Source organism: Streptomyces sp. NPDC048257 (assembly GCF_043201855.1).
In the GTDB taxonomy this organism is placed as follows: domain Bacteria; phylum Actinomycetota; class Actinomycetes; order Streptomycetales; family Streptomycetaceae; genus Streptomyces.
Genome location: NZ_JBICZI010000031.1, coordinates 22,279 through 46,364 on the forward strand (window position 1 = coordinate 22,279; position 24,086 = coordinate 46,364).

Here is a 24,086-nt window from a genome sequence, read left to right on the forward strand (position 1 = left end):
GATTACCCTGCCTTGCGCCGGCGGCGGCGGAGGGTGGTGACCTGGACGGCGATGAGGGTCAGGAGGGCGAGGGTGGCGCCCGCGAGGCCCGGGGTGAGGCCCTTCGGGGTGAAGGTGCAGGAGAGCCGGTCCGTGCCCGCGGGGAGGTCCACCGCCAGGAGGCCGTGGAAGGGCTTCACGGGGGCCGAGCACTGCCAGCCCGGGACCGCGGTCGTGGCGATGACCGCCGTGCCGCCCGCGCGGGTGGGAAGGGTCGCCTCCAGGGTGTGGCCGCCCGGGCGGACCGCGGTGGCCCCCGTCGTCGTGAGGTGGCGGACGACCGTGTCGAGGGCCGCGCGGTCCAGGCAGCCGAGCGGGTGCCCGCCCGCGTGCGCGCCCTGCGTACGGGTCTGCACGGCGACGTCGACCGTGCCGGAGGCGGGGACGGTGCCCAGCGGGGTCACGCCGGTCATCAGGTCCTCCAGGGGCTTCTGGGTGCCGCCGGCCCGGACCGTGCCGTAGAGGGCGGGGGAGGACCAGTAGGCCTCGGAGCCGGGGGTGCACTGGGCGGTGTACGTCTGCTCGGTGTCGGTGCCGCCGCGGGTGACCTGGGGGACCTGGTAAACGGTGGCGCCCAGGACGTTCTCCTGGCGGGCGTAGACGCTGTCCGCCGGGTTGGGGGAGGTGTACGGGCCGGTGCGGACGGTGACCAGCGGGGGCGCCGGGAAGGTCGAGGCCGTCCAGGTGCCCGGGGCGGTCCCCGGGCGCACCCGCGCGCCGATCGAGAAGATCGCGTCGAGGACCGGGTTGTCGGCGCCGAAGAAGGTCCGGCCGTCGTTCTTGAAGCCGTACCCGAGGGGCTCCAGCGCCCGGTAGGTGGCCTCGGGGAGGTAGCTGCTGTAGTACTGCGGGCCTTCCGCCCGCAGGGCCAGGGCGTCGTTGTACGCGCTCTGGGGCGCGCCCGAGTCGGTCCGGTACGCGGGCCAGCCCGTCACGCCGCGGACGGCGTCGAAGTGGTTGCCGATCGACCGGCTCGAGGTGGTGACGGGCTTGGCCCAGCGCTCGCGGGACCGGCGGGCGTCCGCGTTCGCGGCGGCGACCGTGGACTCGGCGAAGACGACGCCGATCATCAGGGCCGCGGCCACGGGGATCAGGAACCGGCGCTTCTCGCCGAGCCGCAGCAGGACCAGGGCCAGCAGGGAGACCGCCCCGCCGCCGAGCACGGCCGGCCAGGTCCAGCCGCCGAAGTCGTCGGTGCGCCGCAGGACGTAGGTGGCGACGACGAGGAGGGCCGTCACCAGGGCCAGGTGCAGCGGGCGCGGCCGGTTGGCCAGCGCCAGCCAGGCCAGGATCACGACCATCGCGCTGAAGACGAAGGCCTCGCGGTACGGATTGCCGTTCGGCACCGCCAGCCCGTGCCACACGAACTGCGTGGGCGGGAACTGGAAGGAGGCGGCCACCAGTACGGTCGCGGCCGCCCACACCAGGCGGGTCCGCTTCGCGACGCCGGTGTTGAGGACGAAGGAGCCGGCCAGGATCAGCCCGAGCGAGGCGACGTAGAGCCGCGGGCGGCCGCCCCACAGGTGGGTGGCCGGGAGCATGCCCGAGAGGAAGAGCTCGATGCGTACGGGGTCGAAGGCGGCGGCCTTGGTGGGCTGCGCCGCCCCGCTGGACAGGAAGGACGGCAGGAGCAGGGGGAGCGTGAGCAGGATCCCGGTCCCGGCGGCCGTCGCGGCCCGCCACAGGGCGCGCAGCCGCTCCCGGGCCGTCATGTCGCGGGTGGCCATGCGGATGGCCAGCAGGATGCAGGCGGCCATCGTGGCCATCATCGCGGTGTAGAAGTTCCCGAACCAGGCGAGCGCCACCAGCAGGGCCACACCCGGCCAGCGCCGCCCCTCCAGGCACCACTCGACGGCGATGCCGAGCATCGGGAGCGCGACCAGGCCCCACAACCACATCGGGATGTACGAGGCGTCGCTGAGCGCCCAGCCGCACAGGCCGTACGTCGCTCCGAGCACGCCCCGCTGCCACCACGGGCCGGGGTGCAGCTTGCCGAGGTACACCGTCATAACGGCGGCGGCGGTGCCCATGGTGAGCGGGGTGACCGCGAAGACGGCGAGGTCCACGTGGGCGCGCGGGACGAGGACGGCCAGCCAGGAGAAGGGGTTGCCGAGGTAGGTGTGGTAGTCGGACAGGAACTGCTGTCCGAAGCCGCCGCGCCAGGTGAACAGCACGTCGCCGGCGGCCTGTCCGTGGACCAGGTCCCACAGCGCCCGGTGGAAGGGCACGTACTGGTTGGCCTGGTCGTTCAGGGCGCGGCCGGTGTTCCCGAAGGGGAAGGTGCCGCGTGCCACCCAGGCGGCGCAGAAGGCGCCCGCGGTGATCAGGAAGGCCAGCAGCGGACCGCGCAGGCGCCTGGTCCGGCGGGTGGCCGGCCGGCGCGGGGCCGGTGGGCCCGCGGCCGGGGGACGGGCGTCGACTGTGGTCGGCTCGGGTGCCACGGTCCCCAATGTCCTGCTCCCTGCTGATCGACTCACGGGCGTCCCGCGCCCGGGCGAGGTGTCAGTTTAGGGCGCCGGGGCGGGGCGCAGGGCCGATCGGGCCGCCCACCACTTGCGCGCGGCGGGTTTTCGTGCTGGGCATTTGTTTTGACCTACCTCTGTGAGGTAGGTACGCTCTGACCTTGTGCCTGGGGTGTGCCCTGGGCTCCCGCGTGTGCTTAAGACCCCGCGGAGAGCCGAGAAGACCACACCGCAATCTGCGCCCGACTCACTTCGGTGAAAGCGTGCAGTGTTCGACACACCCGACCGCGTGGGTCGGGGATGTTCCAGGTTAGTTTCACTACACGGCACACAGAAACCGGAGAAGTAGTGCCTACGATCCAGCAGCTGGTCCGTAAGGGCCGGCAGGACAAGGTCGAGAAGACAAAGACCCCCGCGCTCGAGGCCTCGCCCCAGCGTCGCGGCGTCTGCACGCGTGTGTTCACGACCACCCCGAAGAAGCCGAACTCGGCGCTCCGTAAGGTCGCGCGTGTGCGTCTGACCTCCGGCATCGAGGTCACCGCTTACATTCCGGGTGAGGGACACAACCTGCAGGAGCACTCGATCGTGCTCGTGCGTGGTGGCCGTGTGAAGGACCTGCCGGGTGTTCGTTACAAGATCATCCGCGGTGCGCTTGACACCCAGGCTGTCAAGAACCGCAAGCAGGCCCGCAGCCGCTACGGCGCCAAGAAGGAGAAGTAAGAATGCCTCGTAAGGGCCCCGCCCCGAAGCGCCCGGTCATCATCGACCCGGTCTACGCATCTCCTCTGGTGACGTCGCTCATCAACAAGATCCTCCTGAACGGCAAGCGCTCCACCGCCGAGCGCATCGTTTACGGCGCCATGGAAGGCCTCCGCGAGAAGACCGGCAACGACCCGGTCATCACGCTGAAGCGCGCGCTGGAGAACGTCAAGCCGTCCCTCGAGGTCAAGTCCCGCCGTGTCGGTGGCGCGACCTACCAGGTCCCCGTCGAGGTCAAGCCGGGTCGCCAGTCGACCCTGGCCCTCCGCTGGCTCGTGGGTTACTCCCGCGCCCGTCGTGAGAAGACCATGACCGAGCGCCTCATGAACGAGCTGCTCGACGCCTCCAACGGTCTTGGCGCTGCCGTCAAGAAGCGCGAGGACACGCACAAGATGGCCGAGTCCAACAAGGCCTTCGCGCACTACCGCTGGTAGTCCCACCCCACATCGAGACCGAGAGAAGACCGAAGCCTTATGGCTACCACTTCGCTTGACCTGGCCAAGGTCCGCAACATCGGGATCATGGCCCACATCGACGCGGGCAAGACGACCACCACCGAGCGCATCCTGTTCTACACCGGTGTGTCGTACAAGATCGGTGAGGTCCACGACGGCGCCGCCACGATGGACTGGATGGAGCAGGAGCAGGAGCGTGGTATCACCATCACGTCTGCCGCGACGACCTGCCACTGGCCCCTCGAAGACGTTGACCACACCATCAACATCATCGACACCCCGGGCCACGTCGACTTCACCGTCGAGGTGGAGCGTTCGCTCCGCGTCCTCGACGGCGCCGTCACCGTCTTCGACGGTGTCGCCGGTGTGGAGCCGCAGTCCGAGACGGTCTGGCGTCAGGCCGACCGTTACGGCGTGCCCCGCATCTGCTTCGTCAACAAGCTGGACCGCACCGGCGCCGAGTTCCACCGCTGCGTCGAGATGATCAAGGACCGCCTCGGTGCGGTTCCGATCGTCATGCAGCTCCCCATCGGTGCCGAGATGGACTTCCAGGGCGTTGTCGACCTGGTCACCATGAAGGCGTTCGTCTGGTCCGCCGAGGCGACCAAGGGCGAGATGTACGACATCGTCGACATCCCGGCCACGCACACCGAGGCTGCTGAAGAGTGGCGCGGCAAGCTGGTCGAGACCGTCGCCGAGAACGACGACGAGATCATGGAGCTGTTCCTCGAGGGCACCGAGCCCTCCGTCGAGCAGCTGCACGCCGCCGTCCGCCGGATCATCCTGAACTCCGGCAAGGGCAAGGGCGAGCCCACGATCACCGCGGTGTTCTGTGGCACGGCGTTCAAGAACAAGGGCGTTCAGCCCCTGCTCGACGCCGTCGTCCGCTACCTGCCGTCGCCGCTGGACATCGAGGCCATCGAGGGCCACGACGTCCGCGACGCCGAGGTCGTCGTGAAGCGCAAGCCTTCCGACGAGGAGCCGCTCGCGGCGCTGGCGTTCAAGATCATGAGCGACCCGCACCTCGGCAAGCTCACCTTCGTCCGGGTTTACTCGGGCCGCCTGGAGGCCGGCACTGCGGTGCTGAACTCCGTCAAGGGCAAGAAGGAGCGCATCGGCAAGATCTACCGCATGCACGCCAACAAGCGTGAAGAGATCGCCGCGGTGGGCGCCGGTGACATCGTCGCCGTCATGGGCCTGAAGCAGACCACCACCGGTGAGACGCTGTGTGACGACAAGCAGCCCGTGATCCTGGAGTCCATGGACTTCCCGGCTCCGGTCATCCAGGTCGCCATCGAGCCCAAGTCCAAGGGTGACCAGGAGAAGCTGGGTGTCGCCATCCAGCGTCTCGCGGAGGAGGACCCCTCCTTCCACGTTCACTCGGACGAGGAGACGGGCCAGACCATCCTCGGCGGTATGGGCGAGCTGCACCTCGAGGTGCTGGTCGACCGTATGAAGCGCGAGTTCAAGGTCGAGGCCAACGTCGGCAAGCCGCAGGTCGCGTACCGCGAGACGATCCGCAAGGCCGTCGAGCGTCACGACTACACGCACAAGAAGCAGACCGGTGGTACCGGTCAGTTCGCCAAGGTGCAGATCGCGATCGAGCCCATCACCGAGACCGACGGTCCGGCGTACGAGTTCGTGAACAAGGTCACCGGCGGACGCGTCCCGAAGGAGTACATCCCTTCGGTCGACGCCGGTGCGCAGGAAGCCATGCAGTTCGGCATCCTGGCCGGGTACGAGATGACGGGCGTTCGCGTCACGCTTCTCGACGGTGGCTACCACGAGGTCGACTCTTCCGAGCTCGCCTTCAAGATCGCCGGATCGCAGGCCTTCAAGGAGGCCGCGCGCAAGGCTTCTCCCGTGCTCCTTGAGCCGATGATGGCCGTAGAGGTCACCACGCCCGAGGACTACATGGGCGATGTCATCGGTGACATCAACTCCCGCCGTGGCCAGATCCAGGCCATGGAGGAGCGTCACGGTGCTCGCGTCGTGAAGGGCCTCGTGCCCCTTTCGGAGATGTTCGGCTACGTCGGAGACCTCCGCAGCAAGACCTCGGGTCGCGCCAGCTACTCGATGCAGTTCGACTCCTACGCCGAGGTTCCCCGGAACGTCGCTGAGGAGATCATCGCGAAGGCCAAGGGCGAGTAACTCTTCCGAGTACACGCTTTAGGCTTGTCACCGGAGCCTCTGGGGCAACAGGAGTAACCCTCCGTTGCCCCGGGGGAACCGGCTTTCCAGCAAAGATCACCTGGCGCCGATGAGCAAGGCGTACAGAACCACTCTCCAGGAGGACCCCGTGGCGAAGGCGAAGTTCGAGCGGACTAAGCCGCACGTCAACATCGGCACCATCGGTCACATTGACCACGGTAAGACGACCCTCACGGCCGCCATTACCAAGGTGCTGCACGACGCGTACCCGGACCTGAACGAGGCCTCGGCCTTCGACCAGATCGACAAGGCTCCTGAGGAGCGCCAGCGCGGTATCACCATCTCGATCGCGCACGTCGAGTACCAGACCGAGGCGCGTCACTACGCCCACGTCGACTGCCCGGGTCACGCGGACTACATCAAGAACATGATCACCGGTGCCGCGCAGATGGACGGCGCGATCCTCGTGGTCGCCGCCACCGACGGCCCGATGCCGCAGACCAAGGAGCACGTGCTCCTGGCCCGCCAGGTCGGCGTCCCCTACATCGTCGTCGCCCTGAACAAGGCCGACATGGTGGACGACGAGGAGATCCTGGAGCTCGTCGAGCTCGAGGTCCGTGAGCTCCTCTCCGAGTACGAGTTCCCGGGCGACGACCTGCCGGTCGTCCGCGTCTCCGCGCTGAAGGCGCTCGAGGGCGACAAGGAGTGGGGCGAGAAGCTTCTCGGCCTCATGGCCGCCGTCGACGAGGCCATCCCGACCCCGCCGCGTGACACCGAGAAGCCGTTCCTCATGCCCGTCGAGGACGTCTTCACGATCACCGGTCGCGGTACCGTCGTCACCGGCCGTATCGAGCGTGGTGTCCTGAAGGTCAACGAGACCGTCGACATCATCGGTATCAAGGAGACCAAGACCACCACCACGGTCACCGGTATCGAGATGTTCCGCAAGCTCCTCGACGAGGGCCAGGCGGGCGAGAACGTCGGTCTGCTCCTCCGTGGCATCAAGCGCGAGGACGTCGAGCGCGGCCAGGTCATCATCAAGCCCGGTTCGGTCACCCCGCACACCGAGTTCGAGGCCCAGGCCTACATCCTGTCGAAGGACGAGGGTGGCCGTCACACCCCCTTCTTCAACAACTACCGTCCGCAGTTCTACTTCCGTACCACGGACGTCACGGGTGTCGTCACCCTGCCGGCCGGCACGGAGATGGTCATGCCGGGCGACAACACCGAGATGACGGTCGCGCTGATCCAGCCGGTCGCCATGGAGGAGGGCCTGAAGTTCGCCATCCGTGAGGGTGGTCGTACCGTGGGCGCCGGCCAGGTCACCAAGATCACGAAGTAATTCGTGCTCTGACCTGGTAGCCCGTTCATCGGGCACCAAGTTGCACTGAAGGGCCCCGGCCCATCGCCTCGGCGGTGGGACGGGGCCCTTCGGCATGTCCGGGACGTGGCGGGCGCGGATGCCCAGCGGGTGCCGGGAGGGTGGTGCCGGGAGGGGGCCGGCCGGGTGCCGGCGTGTGCCTCCCCCGCAGTCCGGGGGGCGGGTACGCGCGAGGGCCGCACCCCGGACGGGGTGCGGCCCTCACCTGCGTACGGGGGTGGGTCAGTTCACGCGCAGGGACTCGGTGAACTCCACGCAGGCGGCGTGGTCCGGCAGCAGACCGGTCGCGAGGGCGTCGGCCAGCGAGGGGGCGGCCTCGTCGCGGGCGGACAGCAGCGGGACGTCGGCCGGCCACTCGATGCCCAGGTCGGGGTCGAGCGGGTGCACCGAGTGCTCGCCGGTCGGGTTGTACGTCTCCGAGCAGAGGTACGACAGCGTCGCGTCGTCGCTCAGGGCGCAGAAGCCGTGGCCGAGGCCCTCGGGGATGTAGACCGCGCGGCGGTCCACGTCGTCGAGGCGGACACCCTCCCACTGGCCGAAGGTGGGGGAGCCGACCCGGAGGTCGACGATGACGTCGAGCACGGCGCCGCGTACGCAGGTCACGTACTTGGCCTGGCCGCGCGGTACGTCGGCGAAGTGGATGCCGCGGACCACGCCCGCGGAGGAGACGGAGAGGTTCGCCTGGGCCAGGTTCAGCGGGTGGCCGACGACCTCGGCGAGCCGGTCGAAGCGGTACCACTCGGTGAACAGGCCGCGCGGGTCGCCGTGCAGTTGCGGGGTGACCTCGAAGGCGCCGGCTATGGAGAGTTCGCGGAACTTCATCGGGCGTCCTCCTCGGCGAGCAGCATCAGCAGGTAGTCGCCGTAGCCGCTCTTGGTCAGCGGCTCGGCGAGCGCGCGCAGCTGCGCGGAGTCGATCAGACCGGCCCGCCAGGCCGCTTCCTCGATGCAGCCGATCTTGAAGCCCTGGCGCTCCTCGATCACGCGGACGAACTCGGAGGCCTGGACCATCGAGACGAAGGTGCCGGTGTCCAGCCAGGCGGTACCGCGGTCGAGGATGGTGACATTGAGCTCACCGGCCTGCAGGTACGCGTCGTTGACGGCGGTGATCTCCAGCTCGCCGCGGGCGCTGGGCTTCAGGCCGCGGGCGATCTCGACGACCTGGTTGTCGTAGAAGTACAGACCCGGCACCGCGTAGCGGGACTTGGGCTTCTCGGGCTTCTCCTCGATGGAGATGGCCTGCCCGTTCTCGTCGAACTCGACGACGCCGTACGCCGTGGGGTCCGCCACCGGGTACGCGAACACGCGGCCGCCCTTGGCGTCCGTGTGCTGGGCGAGGCGGGTGCCGAGGCCACTGCCATGGAAGATGTTGTCGCCGAGGATCAGTGCGACGGATTCGTCGCCGATGAAGTCGGCGCCGAGGACGAACGCCTGGGCGATGCCCTCCGGGCGCTCCTGGACGGCGTACTCCAGCCGCAGGCCGAACTGCGAGCCGTCGCCGAGCAGTCGCTCGAACTGTTCGCGGTCGTCCGGGGTGGTGATGATCAGGATCTCGCTGATACCCGCCATCACGAGGGTGGAGAGGGGGTAGTAGATCATCGGCTTGTCGAAGACGGGCAGCAGCTGCTTCGAGACTGCCCGGGTCAGCGGCCAGAGTCGAGATCCGGTGCCACCGGCCAAGAGGATTCCACGCATGGGGAGAACCCTATGCGAGAGGGCGTGGGGGAGCCGAGCTCAGGGCATGTGACGTTCGGCGGGCGGCTAGACTCTTCGTATTATGCGCATCCTCGTGACCGGCGGCGCCGGCTTCATCGGTTCAGAATTCGTCCGCCAGCAGCTCGGTGCAGATGCCACGGCGCAGATCACTGTCTTCGACAAGCTGACCTACTCGGGCGTCGAGGCCAACCTCGCCCCGGTCGCGGACCACCCCGGCTACACCTTCGTCAAGGGCGACATCTGCGACGCCGAGGCCGTCGACCAGGTCATGCCCGGTCACGACGTCGTCGTGCACTTCGCGGCCGAGTCCCACGTGGACCGCTCGATCGCCGGCGCGGGCCCGTTCGTGGTGACCAACGTCGTGGGCACCCAGGTGCTGCTCGACTCCGCCCGCAAGCACGGCGTCGGCCGCTTCGTCCACATCTCCACCGACGAGGTCTACGGCTCGATCAGCGAGGGCTCCTGGACGGAGGAGTGGCCGCTGGTGCCGAACTCCCCGTACTCCGCCTCGAAGGCGTCGTCCGACCTGCTGGCGCTGGCCTACCACCGCACGCACGGCATGGACGTGGTGGTCACCCGCTGCTCCAACAACTACGGGCACTACCAGTTCCCGGAGAAGGTCATCCCGCTGTTCGTCTCGAACCTGATGGACGGCAGGAAGGTCCCGCTGTACGGCAACGGCGGCAACGTCCGCGACTGGCTGCACGTCTCCGACCACTGCCGCGGCATCGACCTGGCCATGCGCAAGGGCCGGGCCGGCGAGGTCTACAACATCGGCGGCGGCACCGAGCTCACCAACAAGGAGCTCACCGGCGTCCTGCTGGAGGCCGCCGGCCTCGGCTGGGACATGGTCGAGCAGGTCGAGGACCGCAAGGGCCACGACCTCCGCTACTCCATCGACATCAGCAAGATCGGCGCCGAGCTGGGCTACGCCCCGCAGGTCACCTTCGAGGACGGCATCAAGGCCACCATCGACTGGTACCGCGAGAACCGCGCCTGGTGGGAGCCGCTGAAGGCGAAGGCGGCCCTGCAGAAGTGAGCGCGAACCCGCGAGCCGGACGCTGGCTCGTCACCGGCGCCGCCGGAATGCTCGGCCAGGACGTCCTGGCCGTCCTGAAGGACGCCGGCATCGAGGCCGCGGGCCTGCGCCGCGCCGACCTCGACATCACCGACCCGGCAGCCGTCCGGGCCGCCGTCGAGGGCGTCGCCGTCGTCGTCAACTGCGCGGCCTGGACCGACGTGGACGGCGCCGAGACCGCCGAGGAGGCCGCCACCGCCGTCAACGGCACCGGCGTCCGCGTCCTCGCCGGGGCCTGCGCCGACGCCGGTGCGCGCCTGCTGCACGTCTCCACCGACTACGTACTGCCCGGCAATGCCACGCAGCCGTACGGCGAGGACGCCCAGACCGGCCCGGTCAACGCCTACGGGCGCTCCAAGCTGGCCGGCGAGCAGGCCGTCGCCGAACTGCTGCCGCAGGACGGATACATCGTGCGGACCGCATGGCTGTACGGCGAGCACGGCGCGAACTTCGTCGCCACCATGCTGAAGCTGGCCGCCCAGCGGGACACCCTCGACGTGGTCGACGACCAGCACGGCCAGCCGACTTGGTCCTACGCCCTGGCCCGCCGCCTGGTCGAGCTCGGTCTCGCCGCGCTCGAGGGCGCGGCCCCGGGCGGGGTCTACCACGGCACCGCGAGCGGCCGGACCACCTGGATGGGGCTGGCCCGCGAGGCCTACCGGCTGAGCGGACTCGACCCCGAGCGGATCCGGCCGACCACCTCGGAGGCCTTCGTCCGCCCGGCCGTGCGCCCCGCCTTCAGTGTCCTTGGTCACGAACGCTGGTCGGCCGCCGGGCTGGAACCGCTGCCGGACTGGCGGGCCCAGCTCGCCGAGGCGATCACCCGGCCCGCCTTCGCTGAACTGCTGAGACTCCCCTCGACGCGTTGAGCGGTCGAGCCTGATCGCTCTCCTGCACCCACCGTCGGCAGGGCCCGGGACGAAACCTTCCGGGCCCCGTTGGCGTCTTCAGGCGTGCCATATGCTTCTCCTATAAAAAAGATGTTGGCCCCTTCGCGCGAAAGGCGCCGTCCGCTGTGCAACTCTCCGTTCTGACTTCCATCACCGGTCTTCTGGTGCTGGGGTACATCCTCGAGCTGCTGCGCCGCCAGCAACTGCGGGAGAAGTACGCGGCGATATGGCTCGCGATCGGGCTGCTGGTCGCCCCTCTCGGGTTCGTGCCCAGCCTGCTGGACCCGGTCGCCAGAAGCCTCGGCGTGGCATCCGGCGTGAGCCTGGTGCTGTTCGTCGGCTTCGTGCTGGTCCTGCTGGTGAGCCTGCACCTCAGCTGGGAGACCAGCCGGCTGGAGGCGGAGACCCGCACCCTCGCGGAGGACGTCGCGCTGATCCGCGCGCATCTCGTCCAGCAGGGCGGTTACCCCAGCACGTCGCCGCGCACGGAGGATTCCGGCGCCATCGAGGCACAGGTGAACTCGTGAACGACGGTCGTCGCGTTCTGATCATTCTTCCCGCCTGGAACGAGGAGGACGGCCTGCCCTCCGTCCTGCGTGAGATCCAGCAGCAACTGCCCTACGTCGACACCCTCGTGGTCGACGACGGCTCGGCGGACAACACCGCCGAGGTGGCCCGGGCCGCCGGCTCGGCCGTCGCCCAGCTGCCGTTCAACCTCGGTGTCGGCGGCGCCATGCGCCTCGGCTACCGCTACGCACAGCAGCACGGCTACGACGTGGCGATCCAGGTGGACGCCGACGGTCAGCACGACCCGGCGTACGTGCCGGCGCTGCTGGAGCGCCTCGCCGTCGGCGACGCCGACCTCGTCATAGGCGCCCGGTTCGCCGGCGACGGCGACTACCAGGTCCGCGGCCCGCGCAAGTGGGCGATGTCCCTGCTGTCCGTGGTCCTTTCGCGGATCACCCGGACCAAGCTCACCGACACCACTTCGGGCTTCCGTGCCTGCAACCGGCCGCTCATAGAGTTCTTCGCCCGCTGGTACCCGGTGGAGTACCTCGGCGACACCATCGAGTCCATGGTGGGCGCCGCCCGCTCCGGCTTCACCGTGCGCCAGATCCCCGTGGCCATGCGGGAACGCACCACCGGCCGCCCGAGCGCCTCGCCGCTCAAGGCGATGGTCTACCTGACCCGGGCCGGCCTCGTGCTGCTGCTCGCGATGATCCGTCGGATGCCCAAGGAGCTCAAGACCTTCACGCCCGGCACGCCGGCGTACGCCGCGTTCCAGCAGCGCACCGCCGAGCTGGTCCGCCGTGAGCTGACCAAGGCCTAGGCGGAGAACATGTCGCGTTTCGAGATCCTGTTGCCGTACTACGGCGACGTCGCGCTGATGCAGGACGCCGTCCGCAGCATCCTGGCCCAGGACGGCGACGACTGGCGGCTCACCGTCGTCGACGACGGCAGCGAGCCGGGCGTCCCCGAGTGGTTCGAGCAGCTGGCGGACTCCCGGGTCCGCTACCTGCGCAACGAGCGCAACCTCGGCGTGACCGGCAACTTCAACCGCTGCGTCGAGCTCGCCGAGTACGAGTACCTCGTACTCATGGGCTGCGACGACCTCATGCACCCGAACTACCTCCAAGTGGTGCGGGCGACGGCCGACCGCGAGCCGACCGCGGCGATGATCCAGCCCGGCGTCCAGGTGATCGGCACCGACGGCCTGCCCTTCGACACCCTCGGCGACCGGACCAAGCGCAAGCTCTACGCACCCAAGGGCCCGGGCCGCGCCCTGCTCGGCGGCGAGGAGCTCGCCACCAGCCTGCTGCGCGGCAACTGGCTGTACTTCCCCTCGATCTGCTGGCGCACCGAGGCGGTCAAGCGCTTCGGCTTCCGCGCCGACCTGGGCGTGATCCAGGACCTCGCCCTGGTCGTGGACCTGCTGGTGGCGGGGGAGTCCCTGGCCACCACGCCGGAGGTCTGCTTCAGCTACCGCCGGCACGCCGAGAGCGAGTCCTCGGCCAAGGCCTACACCGGCCACCGCTTCGAGGAGGCCAAGCGCTTCTTCGTGGAGACCGCCGACCGCCTGGACCGGCACGGCTGGCCGCGCGCCGCCAAGGTCTCCCGGCTGCACCTCTCCTCCCGGCTGCACGCGATCACCCTGCTGCCCGGCGCCGCCAGGAAGGCCGGCCGGCCCGGTGTCAGCGCCATGCTCCGCCACGCCACGCGCTGAGCGTGCGGCCGATGAAAGCTCCTGGATGAACCCGATAGCGAAACTGCTCAAGGCCCTGCCCCCCGGGACCGCCATGGTCGCGGGGGGCACCGCTGTGCTCGGCGCCGCCTCCTACATCCACCTCGCGGTGGCAGGACACAGCCTCTCCAAGGTCGACATGGCCGGGGTCTCGGTGCTGTGGACCCTGGTGATGTCCGTCGGGATCGGCCTGTTCTTCCCGATCGAGCAGGAGCTCACCCGGATCGTCGCCGCCCGCGCGGTGCGCGGTGAGGGAGCGGCCCCCGTGCTGCGCAAGGCCGGGCTGCTCACCGCGGGCATCCTCGCCGCGGTACTCGGCGCGCTCGCCCTCTTCGCCGCGCCGATCGCCGACCGGCTGTTCCAGGGGGACCGTCAGCTGGTCGCCGTGCTCGGCGCGGCCTTCGCCGGGATGGCCCTGTGCTATCTCACCCGGGGCATCCTGGCCGGCACCGGCCGCTTCACCGCCTACGGCTCCCAGCTCGCGGTCGACGGCGGCCTGCGGATCGTGCTGGCCTTCGGCTGCGCCGCGGCCGGACTGCACTCGGCGCTCGCCTTCAGCCTGATCCTCGTCGTCGCACCGTTCATCGCCCTGCTGCTCACGCTGTCCCCGACGCTGCGCGCGGCCCGGCCCGGCGGGCCGATCGGCACCCGCGAGCTGGTCCGGGGCCTCGGGCCGCTGACCGCCTCGACCCTGCTGGCCCAGGTGGTCGTCAACGCGGCCGTGATGAGCACCCAGCTCCTCGAACCGACCCGCACCGAACTGATCGCGGGCCTGCTCAGCGCCCTGGTGCTGGCCCGTGTGCCGCTGTTCGTCTTCGGCTCGCTGCAGGCCTCGCTGCTCTCCGGACTGTCCACCGTGGTGGCCGGCGGCGACGACCAGGGCTTCGCCCGGATGCTCCGCAAGGCCTGCCTGGTCGTGCTCGGCCTCGGCGTGGTCGGCGGAGTGCCCGCCGTACTGATCGGGCCCTGGCTGATCGAGGTCCTGTTCGGTGCGACGCCCGGCCAGCTCGGCCACGTCGACTTCCTGTGGTTCGCCGTCGGAACGACCTGCTACATGCTGGCCATGGTGCTCGGCCAGGCCCAGATGGTGCTGCACAAGCACCGCGCCCAGCTCGCCTGCTGGGCGTTCGGCACCGCCGTGCTCCTCGGCATCACGCTGGTCCCCGGCGACATCGCGCTGCGCGTGGGACTCGCCTACGCGGTCGGCTCGCTGGCCACCGCCGCCGCGATGCTGCTCACCCTCCGCGGCGCCGTGCCCCGCCGCAGCACCAGCCCGGTACTCAACGGACATCTCACGGAAGTCTGACCTGTCATGACGCGAGTGGCCCCCCTCTCTCCCGCCGAGCCGGAGAGCGACCGGACCGCCGGGGATTCCCCGGCGGACAGCCGTACCCCGGCAGGTTGGTGGCACGCCCGGTGGGTGGTGCCGTCGGCGCTGGCCCTCGGCTACGTGCTCAACGTGCTCTTCCGGCTGTCGCTGGTCACCAAGCAGGACTACCCGGTGGTCAGCCCGGACGAGTCGATGTACCTGGTGATGGCCAGGATCCTGGCGGGCCGGCCGACCACCGAGATCCCCGGTGACCAGGTCATCCCCGCCGGGTACTCCCTGCTCATCTCGCCGGCCCTGCGCATCACCGAGGACCCGGTGTACGGCTACCACCTGATCATGGGCATCAACGCCCTGATCAGCTGCCTGGTGCTGCCGATGGCGTACTGGGCGCTGCGGCGGCTGAACGTCTCCAAGCTGGTGTCCTACATCGCCGCCACCGCCACGGCGCTGGTGCCGCCGGTGGTCTTCTACTCGCAGTTCGCGATGGCGGACACCCCGCTGCCCGTCCTGGTGCTGGCCTGGCTGATCGGCCTGCACGGCCTGTTCTCCGAGGGCAGCAAGAAGCGCCGGATCCGGTTCGGCCTGCTGGGCGCATTTGCCGCCGGGTACTGCCTGCTCACCCATGACCGCGGCGGCGTGATCATCGCGCTGACCGGTGTGGTGCTGCTCGCGGCGCTGGTCTTCAAGTGGGCCCCCCGGATCGCCACCGCGTCGGCGCTGGGCGTGCTGGCCGTGATGTTCGTCGGCAAGCAGCTGATGACCACCTGGATGATCTCCCGGATCGACGGCGCCCACCCGAGCGAGGTCGGCAACGCCGTCTTCCAGACGCTCGAGAACACCCGCCTGCTGCGCCGCACCATCATGCGGATGATCGGCCACCTCTGGTACTTCATGACCAGCACCTGGGGTCTGGGCGCGCTGACCGTGGTGGTCTGCGTCTACGCGGTCTTCAGCGCGCGCTTCACCCTGGCCAACCGTGTGGTGTCCTTCGTGATGGTCGCGCTGCTGGGCGGCATCGCACTGGCGGCGGCCGCCGGCCTGCCCAACGACCACCGGATCGACACGATCGTCTACGCCCGGTACCTGTCCCTGCTGGTCCCGGTGTACCTGCTCGTCGCGGTGGCCGTGCTGTACCACGTGCGCGGCTGGAAGAAGATCGTCGCGCTCGGCGCGGCGGCGAGCCTCCTGACACTGGCGCTCACGGCGGCGCTGCTGCACATGGCCAGCCAGCAGTGGAGCAAGTCCTGGTTCATCCTGTGGGGCCTGCCCGACGTCACCTTCCTGTCCAGCCTCTCGGGTGAGGACTGGGGCAGCTTCCACGCGGCCCGCACCACCACGGTCGCCCTGGCCGCGCTCGCCCTCGTGCTGGTGCTGCGCCTGCTCGGCGGCAGCCGCCGCGCCGCGCTCGCCACCGGCGCCATCGGGGTGGCGCTGGCGGTGTTCGCCGGCACTGCGACCGTCGTGATCACCGACCACGTCACCAAGCCCAACTCGGCGTGGCGCTACGGCGACGGCACCGGATTCATCGAGAAGGCCGGCATCCGGCCCGGTGACCGGCTGGTGATGGACAAGGGCTTCCGCTGGGAGATCCGGATGACGATGGCCTACCAGGTGCTCGACGGCCGGATCTGGACCCGCTCCCTGATCAAGACGGACACCCCGCCGGCCGAGGCCAACGTCGCCGTACTGGCCCTCTTCGAGGAGAAGGCGGAGGCCAAGGACAGCTGGCGCAATGCCCCGGCCGGCTGGCACGTCGACCGGCACGTCCGCGAGGACCACTACGTGATCTGGCGCCGCGGCTGATCCGGCCACCGGCCCCGCCGGACACGAAAGAACGGGTGGACCCCGGCCTGAGGGCCGGGGTCCACCCGTTTTCCGTGTGTGCGCCCCGCGGGCTGCTCGCTACTTGGTGAAGTAGCCGGTGATGTCGGCGATGAGGTCGACGGTGCCGGCGTGGTTGTAGAAGCTGACCTTGCCGTCGACGACGGGGACGATCACCAGGTTGGGGATGGTCTGGCCGGCGGTGAAGTTCAGGTTCGAGGCGCTGGAGCGGGTGGTGCCGCTCGGGTAGACGGACACGAAGCTGGACTGCGTCGGGTTGGTCGCGGTCACGTTGAGGACGACCGCCTTGACGCCGGTGGCCGGGATTCCCTCGATGCCGGCGACCTGCAGGCTGACCGAGGTACCGCCCGCGACCTTGGCCTTCGCGGTGCCGAGGCCCTCACGGGTGTCCATGAGCCGGGTCGGGCCGACGTTCGTGTGGGTGGCGCCCGCGGCACTGTCCGAGAAGTAGCCGGTGATGTCGGCGATGAGGTCGACGGTGCCGGCGTGGTTGTAGAAGCTGACCTTGCCGTCGACGACGGGGACGACCACCAGGTTGGGGATCGTCTGGCCGGCGGTGAAGTTCAGGTTCGAGGCGCTGGAGCGGGTGGTGCCGCTCGGGTAGACGGACACGAAGCTGGACTGCGTCGGGTTGGTCGCGGTCACGTTGAGGACGACCGCCTTGACGCCGGTGGCCGGGATTCCCTCGATGCCGGCGACCTGCAGGCTGACCGAGGTACCGCCCGCGACCTTGGCCTTCGCGGTGCCGAGGCCCTCACGGGTGTCCATGAGCCGGGTCGGGCCGACGTTCGTGTGCGCGGCGCCCTCACCGCTGGAGGTGAAGTAGCCGGTGACGTCCGCGATGAGGTGGACGGCCCCGGCGTGGTTGTAGAAGCTGACCTTGCCGTCGACGACGGGGACGACCACCAGGTTGGGGATCGTCTGGCCGGCGGTGAAGTTCAGGTTCGACGCGCTGGAACGGGTCGCACCGGCCGGGTACACCGACACGAAGCTGGACTGCGTCGGCTCCGTCGCCGTCACGTTCAGGACGGCCGCGGTCACACCGCTCGCCGGTATGCCGGTGGCGCCGCCCGCGACCTGGAGGGTGATGGAGGAGCCGCCGGCGACCTTCCCCGCCGGAGCGCCCAGGCCCTCGCGGGTGTCCATCAGGCGCTTGGGCGAGACCGGGACGAACTTGATGTCCTTGACCTCGGCGACCACGGTGACCGGAAGGCTGGTGGACACCTTGCCGTTCGTCGAGGTCGCCCGGATCTGGAGCTGGTGGCTGCCGGAGGTCAGCGACGTCGACACCGTACGGGCGGTGCCCGCGGCGGTGGCGACCGACTTGTCGTCGACCAGCAGCTCGAACTTGCTCACCTGGGTGCTCGCCGTGCTGGTGGCGAAGCCGACGGAGACGGGACCGGGGGTCTGGAAGGAGGAGCCCGGCTGCGCCGCCTCCCCGTTCACGCTGGTGACCTTCAGCGCGGCTGCGGGACCGGACGTGCGGAGCCCGTCCAGCTGCGGGTAGAGCGAGTTGCCCGGGCACTGGGTGTTGAAGCCGTCCCGGTGGCCCGAGAGGGTCTTGAACTCGTAGGTCTGCTTCTCGGTGAAGGTCTTGCCGTAGAAGTTCGTCTGGGTGGCGCCCGCGGTCAGCGTCGTCGTGCCGTTCATGTCGCCGTCGTACTGGCCGAGCTTGTAGGCCGCGACCCTGGAGATGGCGTCGAGCGCGGCCGGCGAGGCCCCGGCGCTCGTGTAGTCACCGAGGACCGAGACGCTGGTGGACTCGGAGTTCCAGCCGTAGGAGTGCGCGCCCATCACGGGCTGGTCGACACCGCCCTGGCGGCCCTCGAAGATCGTGCCGCACTTGTCGACGAGGAAGTTGTAGCCGAGGTCACGCCACAGGTTCTCCTTCACGTGGTACACGTGCAGGCCGCGGACGATGGCCGCGGACTCGGAGCACTCGTACGGTGCGGCGGCTGCGGTGTGGTGGACGAACGTCGCCTTGATCCTGCCCCCGGGGAGGTAGATCGGGCCCTCGTTGTTCAGGCTCTCGTCCGCACCCCACTGCACGCGCGAGACGATCTCGGGCTTCGGCGCCGTGGACGCCGGTCCCGGGATCGTCGGAGGCTGTTCGGGAGTCGGCGGAACGGGGTCCGCCGCCGGGGCGGCGAATGCCGCCGGCTCGGCCTTCAGATCACCGGCCTTCAGATCACCGGCCTTCAGATCACCGGACTTCTTCGGGGTGCCGGTGGAACCCGGATCCACGAGCGCCAGCTCCAGGCCCGCGGGGAGCGCGGCGGCCGCGTCTGCACCCACACGGACCTCGGCGCCGTCCGACAGACCGACCCAGACGGGCTCCGTGGCACCGCGCATGCCCGGCCGCTTGCCGTCGAGGTTCGCCTTGGCCTGCTCCAGGGTGATCCACTGCGACCACTTGCCGGTCTTGGCGTTACGGGTGCGGGCCTCGATGGGGCCCTTCACCTGGGCCTCGGGGTCCGTCCACGTGACACCCAGGAGGCCGAAGGGCTTCGTGCCCTGCTGTGCGAGGACGGCCTTGCCGGTCCCCTTGGGCTTCAGAGCGAGCTTGTGGACCTTGCCCTCGACGGGCCCCCGCGCCTTGCCCGGAGCGTTGTAGCGCGGCAGTCCCCCGTCGTCCGGGGAGTCCGTGCCGAAACCGTTGGCCGCCCCCTGAAAACCCAGCACTGCCACGACACCGAGCGCGGCCGCCAGAGCGGTCCCGCGCGCACGACCTAGTCTCAAGTTGTTTCCCCAACCCCTTTGTGAACCCACCAGGTGACAGGCCTGGTTGGCCGGATGCTACTGGTACGTACCTCTCAGGCACCCGGCGGGGTCAAGCCGGTCGGCGACACCGTCAGGGTGCGCGGCAGAAGGCGCGGGGGAGCGGGGGAGGGGGAAGCCCGCGAAAGCGGGGGAGCCCGGGGAGGTGCCCGTGAGGCCCGCCGGGGGATGTGCGTGGTTGCGGTTTGACCACTCAGCGTGGCGGGGTATTCTCTTCGGCCCGATTAGCCAGGTACGTGCCTCGTATGGCAGACTACTCAAGTTGCTCGGCTGAGTGCCGATGCTGCGCGCCTCCCGCCGGGAGGACCGGAAGCGAGTCCCACAGTACTCGTCGTCCTTAATCTGCCTCTCGGGGCAGCAATGGGGACGGACGTACGGGAATCTTCTGGGAAGTGTCAGCACGGTGCACACCAGGCACTCGGTGGGTGTTTCTCCCCCGAATCGCGGTCACAGGGACCGCACCCCCTTGGACGAGGGAATTTCCGTATGGGAATTTTCTGTAGAGGGAGTGCGACACGCCCGACCGCGGGGGTCGGAGGAGAGGCCGCGGGATCCGTCCCGCAGCCAACCGGGAGCCAGAGCGTTTCCACATACAGACAGGACTACGGAGTAGCCATGGCGGGACAGAAGATCCGCATCCGGCTCAAGGCCTACGACCACGAGGTCATCGATTCCTCGGCGAAGAAGATCGTCGAGACGGTGACGCGCACTGGTGCGTCGGTCGCGGGCCCGGTGCCGCTGCCCACTGAGAAGAACGTGTACTGCGTCATCAAGTCGCCGCACAAGTACAAGGACTCGCGCGAGCACTTCGAGATGCGCACGCACAAGCGCCTGATCGACATCCTCGACCCGACCCCCAAGACCGTTGACTCGCTGATGCGCCTGGACCTTCCGGCCGGCGTTGACATCGAGATCAAGCTCTGAGAGGCGTCGAGAAGATGGCAAAGCAGATCAAGGGCGTCCTGGGCGAGAAGCTCGGCATGACCCAGGTCTGGGACGAGAACAACCGTGTCGTCCCGGTGACCGTGGTCAAGGCCGGACCCTGCGTCGTTACCCAGGTCCGTACGAACGACATCGACGGCTACGAGTCGGTCCAGATCGCCTTCGGCGAGATCGACCCGCGCAAGGTGAACAAGCCCCTCAAGGGCCACTTCGCCAAGGCCGACGTGACCCCCCGCCGCCACCTGGTGGAGCTCCGCACCTCCGACGCCAGCGAGTACACGCTCGGCCAGGAGATCACTGCTGAGGTGTTCGAGTCCGGCGTCAAGGTTGACGTCACGGGCAACAGCAAGGGCAAGGGCTTCGCCGGTGTCATGAAGCGGCACAACTTCCGGGGCCTCGGCGCCGGTCACGGTGTGCAGCGCAAGCACCGCTCCCCCGGTTCGATCGGTGGCTGCGCCACCCCTGGGCGTGTCTTCAAGGGCATGCGCATGGCCGGTCGTATGGGTAACGAGCGCGTCACCACCCAGAACCTGACCATCCACGCGGTTGACGCGGAGAAGGGTCTGCTCCTCATCAAGGGCGCAGTCCCCGGTCCGAACGGCGGCCTCGTCCTGGTCCGTACCGCGGCCAAGGGGGCTTGAGGTAATGAGCACCATTGACATCCTTTCGCCGGCAGGCGACAAGGCCGGTACCGTCGAGCTCCCCGCGGAGATCTTCGACGCGAAGACCAGCGTTCCGCTGATCCACCAGGTCGTTGTCGCCCAGCTGGCTGCTGCCCGTCAGGGCACGCACAAGACCAAGCGTCGTGGCGAAGTCCGTGGTGGTGGCCGCAAGCCGTACCGCCAGAAGGGCACCGGCCGCGCTCGCCAGGGTTCCACCCGCGCTCCGCAGTTCGTCGGAGGTGGCGTCGTTCACGGCCCGCAGCCGCGTGACTACTCGCAGCGGACCCCGAAGAAGATGAAGGCCGCCGCTCTCCGCGGTGCCCTCTCGGACCGTGCGCGCCACTCCCGCATCCACGTCGTCACCGGTGTGGTCGAGGGTGCCGCCTCCACGAAGGCCGCCAAGACGCTGTTCGGCAAGATCTCGGAGCGCAAGAACCTGCTCCTGGTCGTCGACCGTGCCGACGAGGCCGCGTGGCTGTCCGCCCGCAACCTGCCCCAGGTGCACATCCTGGAGCCGGGCCAGCTGAACACGTACGACGTGATCGTCTCTGACGACGTGGTCTTCACTCAGGCCGCTTTCGAGTCCTTCGTGTCTGGCCCCAAGGCCGATGAGACCGAAGGGAGCGACGCCTGATGTCTGAGGCGACCGTTACCAGCAAGACCTTCACCGACCCGCGCGACCTGCTGATCAAGCCGGTTGTCTCGGAGAAGAGCTACGCGCTGCTGGACGAGAACAAGTACACGTTCATCGTCGCGCCCGGCGCCAACAAGACCCAGATCAAGCAGGCCGTGGAAGCGGTCTTCTCGGTCAAGGTCACCGGGGTCAACACGATCAACCGTCAGGGTAAGCGCAAGCGCACCAAGACCGGTTTCGGCAAGCGCGCCAACACCAAGCGCGCCATCGTGACCCTTGCCGAGGGCAACCGTATCGACATCTTCGGCGGCCAGGCCTCCTAACGGAGGTCTAGTCGTCCGGAATCGGACGAGGACTGAGAAATGGGTATCCGCAAGTACAAGCCGACGACCCCGGGCCGTCGTGGCTCCAGCGTCGCCGACTTTGTCGAGATCACGCGGTCCACGCCGGAGAAGTCGCTGGTTCGCCCCCTGCACAGCAAGGGCGGCCGTAACAACACCGGTCGGATCACCGTTCGCCACCAGGGTGGTGGACACAAGCGCGCCTACCGCGTGATCGACTTCCGTCGTCACGACAAGGACGGCGTGCCGGCCAAGGTCGCGCACATCGAGTACGACCCCAACCGCACTGCGCGCATCGCGCTCCTGCACTACGCGGACGGCGAGAAGCGCTACATCATCGCGCCGAAGGCTCTGAAGCAGGGCGACCGGATTGAGAACGGCCCCACGGCCGACATCAAGCCCGGCAACAACCTGGCCCTCCGTAACATCCCGGTCGGTACCACGATCCACGCGATCGAGCTCCGTCCCGGTGGTGGCGCCAAGTTCGCCCGCTCCGCGGGTGCCTCCGTGCAGCTGCTGGCGAAGGAGGGCACGATGGCCCACCTTCGTATGCCTTCCGGTGAGATCCGCCTGGTCGACGCGCGCTGCCGCGCCACCGTCGGCGAGGTCGGCAACGCCGAGCAGTCGAACATCAACTGGGGCAAGGCCGGCCGCATGCGCTGGAAGGGCGTTCGCCCGTCCGTCCGCGGTGTCGCGATGAACCCGGTTGACCACCCGCACGGTGGTGGTGAGGGCAAGACCAGTGGTGGTCGCCACCCGGTCTCCCCGTGGGGTCAGAAGGAGGGTCGTACTCGCTCGCCGAAGAAGGCTTCGAGCAAGTACATCGTCCGCCGCCGCAAGACGAACAAGAAGCGCTAGGAGCGGGTTTAGATGCCGCGCAGTCTCAAGAAGGGGCCCTTCGTCGACGACCACCTCGTAAAGAAGGTGGACGTCCAGAACGAAGCCGGCACCAAGAACGTCATCAAGACCTGGTCCCGTCGCTCGATGATCATCCCCAGCATGCTGGGTCACACCATCGCGGTGCACAACGGCAAGACCCACGTCCCGGTGTTCGTCACCGAGTCGATGGTCGGCCACAAGCTCGGCGAGTTCTCGCCGACTCGCACCTTCCGCGGCCACGTCAAGGACGACCGGAAGTCGAAGCGCCGCTAAAGGCGGGGTGGTTACGACTATGACTTACACCGAAGGGACAACCATGGAAGCCAGGGCCCAGGCGCGGTACATCCGCGTCACGCCCATGAAGGCCCGCCGAGTGGTGGACCTTATCCGTGGCATGGATGCCACGGAGGCTCAGGCGGTCCTGCGTTTCGCCCCGCAGGCCGCGAGCGTGCCGGTTGGCAAGGTGCTTGACAGCGCCATTGCCAATGCCGCACACAACTACAACCACCCGGACGCCTCCACGCTGGTCATCAGCGAGGCGTTCGTGGACGAGGGCCCGACCCTGAAGCGGTTCCGTCCGCGTGCGCAGGGCCGTGCCTACCGGATCCGCAAGCGGACCAGCCACATCACCGTGGTCGTCAGCAGCAAGGAAGGTTCCCGGTAATGGGCCAGAAGGTAAACCCGCACGGGTTCCGGCTCGGCATCACCACCGACTTCAAGTCGCGTTGGTACGCCGACAAGCTGTACAAGGACTACGTCAAGGAAGACGTCGCCATCCGTCGGATGATGACGTCCGGCATGGAGCGCGCCGGCATCTCGAAGGTTGAGATCGAGCGCACCCGTGACCGCGTGCGTGTGGACATCCACACCGCTCGTCCGGGCATCGTCATCGGCCGCCGTGGCGCCGAGGCCGACCGCATCCGCGGTGACCTCGAGAAGCTCACGGGCAAGCAGGTCCAGCTGAACATCCTCGAGGTCAAGAACCCCGAGCTCGATGCCCAGCTGGTTGCCCAGGCCGTTGCCGAGCAGCTCTCCTCCCGCGTCTCCTTCCGTCGCGCCATGCGTAAGAGCATGCAGGGCACGATGAAGGCCGGCGCCAAGGGCATCAAGATCCAGTGTGGCGGCCGTCTCGGCGGCGCCGAGATGTCCCGCTCCGAGTTCTACCGCGAGGGTCGTGTGCCGCTGCACACGCTGCGCGCGAACGTGGACTACGGCTTCTTCGAGGCCAAGACCACCTTCGGCCGTATCGGTGTGAAGGTCTGGATCTACAAGGGCGATGTCAAGAACATCGCCGAGGTTCGCGCCGAGAACGCTGCGGCCCGTGCGGGTAACCGCCCGGCCCGTGGCGCGCAGGGCGCTGGCGACCGTCCCGCCGGCCGTGGTGGCCGTGGTGGCGAGCGCGGCGGCCGTGGTGGCCGCAAGCCGCAGCAGGCTGCTGGTGCCGAGGCCCCCAAGGCCGACGCTCCCGCCGCCGCTCCGGCCGAGAGCACCGGAACGGAGGCCTGA

23 protein-coding genes are annotated in these 24,086 nt (G+C 68.9%); 19 read left to right on the top strand and 4 right to left on the bottom strand.

The features are described 5' to 3' along the window. Positions 1-2: 2 nt before the first annotated feature. Positions 3-2,480, bottom strand: a complete 2,478-nt coding sequence (locus ACGFZK_RS34100; RefSeq protein WP_393852730.1) for a YfhO family protein — start codon at positions 2,478-2,480, stop codon at positions 3-5. A gap of 369 nt (positions 2,481-2,849) precedes the next feature. Between ACGFZK_RS34100 and rpsL the strand changes: the two genes are divergently transcribed. From rpsL to tuf, 4 genes are all read left to right on the top strand, one after another. Further along, positions 2,850-3,221: a 30S ribosomal protein S12 gene (gene rpsL / locus ACGFZK_RS34105; RefSeq protein WP_007265893.1), complete on the top strand. Its 372-nt coding sequence runs from the start codon at positions 2,850-2,852 to the stop codon at positions 3,219-3,221. Between the two features lie 2 nt (positions 3,222-3,223). After that, a complete protein-coding gene (gene rpsG / locus ACGFZK_RS34110; protein WP_007265894.1) occupies positions 3,224-3,694 on the top strand; it encodes a 30S ribosomal protein S7 in 471 nt (156 codons plus the stop codon). Between the two features lie 39 nt (positions 3,695-3,733). Continuing rightward, on the top strand, positions 3,734-5,866 hold the full coding sequence (fusA, locus tag ACGFZK_RS34115; RefSeq protein WP_393852731.1) for an elongation factor G: 2,133 nt from the start codon (positions 3,734-3,736) through the stop codon (positions 5,864-5,866). A 148-nt stretch (positions 5,867-6,014) separates the two neighbouring features. Then, on the top strand, positions 6,015-7,208 hold the full coding sequence (gene tuf / locus ACGFZK_RS34120; RefSeq protein ID WP_150518320.1) for an elongation factor Tu: 1,194 nt from the start codon (positions 6,015-6,017) through the stop codon (positions 7,206-7,208). A 261-nt stretch (positions 7,209-7,469) separates the two neighbouring features. On the opposite strand, the gene rfbC is transcribed toward tuf, so the two are convergent. Further along, positions 7,470-8,069 (bottom strand): dTDP-4-dehydrorhamnose 3,5-epimerase, encoded by a 600-nt coding sequence (rfbC, locus tag ACGFZK_RS34125; RefSeq protein ID WP_030008456.1) that lies wholly within the window; start codon positions 8,067-8,069, stop codon positions 7,470-7,472. Further along, positions 8,066-8,941 carry a glucose-1-phosphate thymidylyltransferase RfbA gene (rfbA, locus tag ACGFZK_RS34130; protein WP_052876416.1) on the bottom strand — a complete coding sequence of 292 codons (876 nt, stop codon included), beginning with the start codon at positions 8,939-8,941 and terminating at the stop codon, positions 8,066-8,068. The genes rfbC and rfbA overlap by 4 nt, the downstream gene beginning before the upstream one ends. Positions 8,942-9,023: 82 nt before the next feature. Here rfbA and rfbB point away from each other — a divergent pair, with 82 nt between their 5' ends. The 7 genes from rfbB (at position 9,024) to ACGFZK_RS34165 (ending at position 16,305) form a co-directional block, all read left to right on the top strand. Then, positions 9,024-10,001, top strand: a complete 978-nt coding sequence (rfbB, locus tag ACGFZK_RS34135; RefSeq protein WP_393852732.1) for a dTDP-glucose 4,6-dehydratase — start codon at positions 9,024-9,026, stop codon at positions 9,999-10,001. Beyond that, positions 9,998-10,909: a dTDP-4-dehydrorhamnose reductase gene (rfbD, locus tag ACGFZK_RS34140; RefSeq protein WP_393852733.1), complete on the top strand. Its 912-nt coding sequence runs from the start codon at positions 9,998-10,000 to the stop codon at positions 10,907-10,909. The genes rfbB and rfbD overlap by 4 nt, the downstream gene beginning before the upstream one ends. 146 nt (positions 10,910-11,055) lie before the next feature. Continuing rightward, entirely contained in the window at positions 11,056-11,457 is a 402-nt protein-coding gene (locus ACGFZK_RS34145; RefSeq protein WP_393852734.1) for a DUF2304 family protein, read from the top strand. Continuing rightward, positions 11,454-12,260 carry a glycosyltransferase family 2 protein gene (locus ACGFZK_RS34150; protein ID WP_393852735.1) on the top strand — a complete coding sequence of 269 codons (807 nt, stop codon included), beginning with the start codon at positions 11,454-11,456 and terminating at the stop codon, positions 12,258-12,260. Before ACGFZK_RS34145 ends, ACGFZK_RS34150 begins: the two co-directional genes overlap by 4 nt. A 9-nt stretch (positions 12,261-12,269) precedes the next feature. After that, positions 12,270-13,154 carry a glycosyltransferase family 2 protein gene (locus tag ACGFZK_RS34155; RefSeq protein ID WP_393852736.1) on the top strand — a complete coding sequence of 295 codons (885 nt, stop codon included), beginning with the start codon at positions 12,270-12,272 and terminating at the stop codon, positions 13,152-13,154. A 25-nt stretch (positions 13,155-13,179) separates the two neighbouring features. Beyond that, positions 13,180-14,478, top strand: a complete 1,299-nt coding sequence (locus ACGFZK_RS34160) for a lipopolysaccharide biosynthesis protein (RefSeq protein ID WP_393852737.1) — start codon at positions 13,180-13,182, stop codon at positions 14,476-14,478. Between the two features lie 6 nt (positions 14,479-14,484). After that, the gene (locus ACGFZK_RS34165; protein WP_393852738.1) at positions 14,485-16,305 is read left to right on the top strand and encodes an ArnT family glycosyltransferase; all 1,821 of its coding nucleotides are present in this window, start codon (positions 14,485-14,487) and stop codon (positions 16,303-16,305) included. 99 nt (positions 16,306-16,404) lie between these two features. On the opposite strand, the gene ACGFZK_RS34170 is transcribed toward ACGFZK_RS34165, so the two are convergent. Next, positions 16,405-19,083 carry a peptidoglycan recognition protein gene (locus tag ACGFZK_RS34170; protein ID WP_393852739.1) on the bottom strand — a complete coding sequence of 893 codons (2,679 nt, stop codon included), beginning with the start codon at positions 19,081-19,083 and terminating at the stop codon, positions 16,405-16,407. A gap of 654 nt (positions 19,084-19,737) precedes the next feature. Between ACGFZK_RS34170 and rpsJ the strand changes: the two genes are divergently transcribed. Genes rpsJ through rpsC form a run of 8 tightly spaced genes read left to right on the top strand, consistent with a single transcriptional unit; the run spans position 19,738 to position 24,086 of the window. Then, a complete protein-coding gene (gene rpsJ, locus ACGFZK_RS34175; RefSeq protein ID WP_003948644.1) occupies positions 19,738-20,046 on the top strand; it encodes a 30S ribosomal protein S10 in 309 nt (102 codons plus the stop codon). 14 nt (positions 20,047-20,060) lie between these two features. Continuing rightward, positions 20,061-20,705, top strand: a complete 645-nt coding sequence (gene rplC / locus ACGFZK_RS34180) for a 50S ribosomal protein L3 (RefSeq protein WP_007265899.1) — start codon at positions 20,061-20,063, stop codon at positions 20,703-20,705. A 4-nt stretch (positions 20,706-20,709) separates the two neighbouring features. Next, a complete protein-coding gene (gene rplD, locus ACGFZK_RS34185) occupies positions 20,710-21,360 on the top strand; it encodes a 50S ribosomal protein L4 (protein WP_031146574.1) in 651 nt (216 codons plus the stop codon). After that, complete coding sequence (gene rplW / locus ACGFZK_RS34190) at positions 21,360-21,683, top strand: 50S ribosomal protein L23 (RefSeq protein ID WP_007265901.1); 324 nt, start codon at positions 21,360-21,362, stop codon at positions 21,681-21,683. The genes rplD and rplW overlap by 1 nt, the downstream gene beginning before the upstream one ends. A 39-nt stretch (positions 21,684-21,722) precedes the next feature. After that, the gene (rplB, locus tag ACGFZK_RS34195; RefSeq protein WP_008739715.1) at positions 21,723-22,559 is read left to right on the top strand and encodes a 50S ribosomal protein L2; all 837 of its coding nucleotides are present in this window, start codon (positions 21,723-21,725) and stop codon (positions 22,557-22,559) included. A gap of 12 nt (positions 22,560-22,571) precedes the next feature. Then, complete coding sequence (gene rpsS / locus ACGFZK_RS34200) at positions 22,572-22,853, top strand: 30S ribosomal protein S19 (RefSeq protein ID WP_008739713.1); 282 nt, start codon at positions 22,572-22,574, stop codon at positions 22,851-22,853. Positions 22,854-22,896: 43 nt separating this feature from the next. Then, complete coding sequence (gene rplV / locus ACGFZK_RS34205) at positions 22,897-23,244, top strand: 50S ribosomal protein L22 (protein WP_037792011.1); 348 nt, start codon at positions 22,897-22,899, stop codon at positions 23,242-23,244. Continuing rightward, on the top strand, positions 23,244-24,086 hold the full coding sequence (gene rpsC, locus ACGFZK_RS34210; protein ID WP_008739710.1) for a 30S ribosomal protein S3: 843 nt from the start codon (positions 23,244-23,246) through the stop codon (positions 24,084-24,086). Before rplV ends, rpsC begins: the two co-directional genes overlap by 1 nt.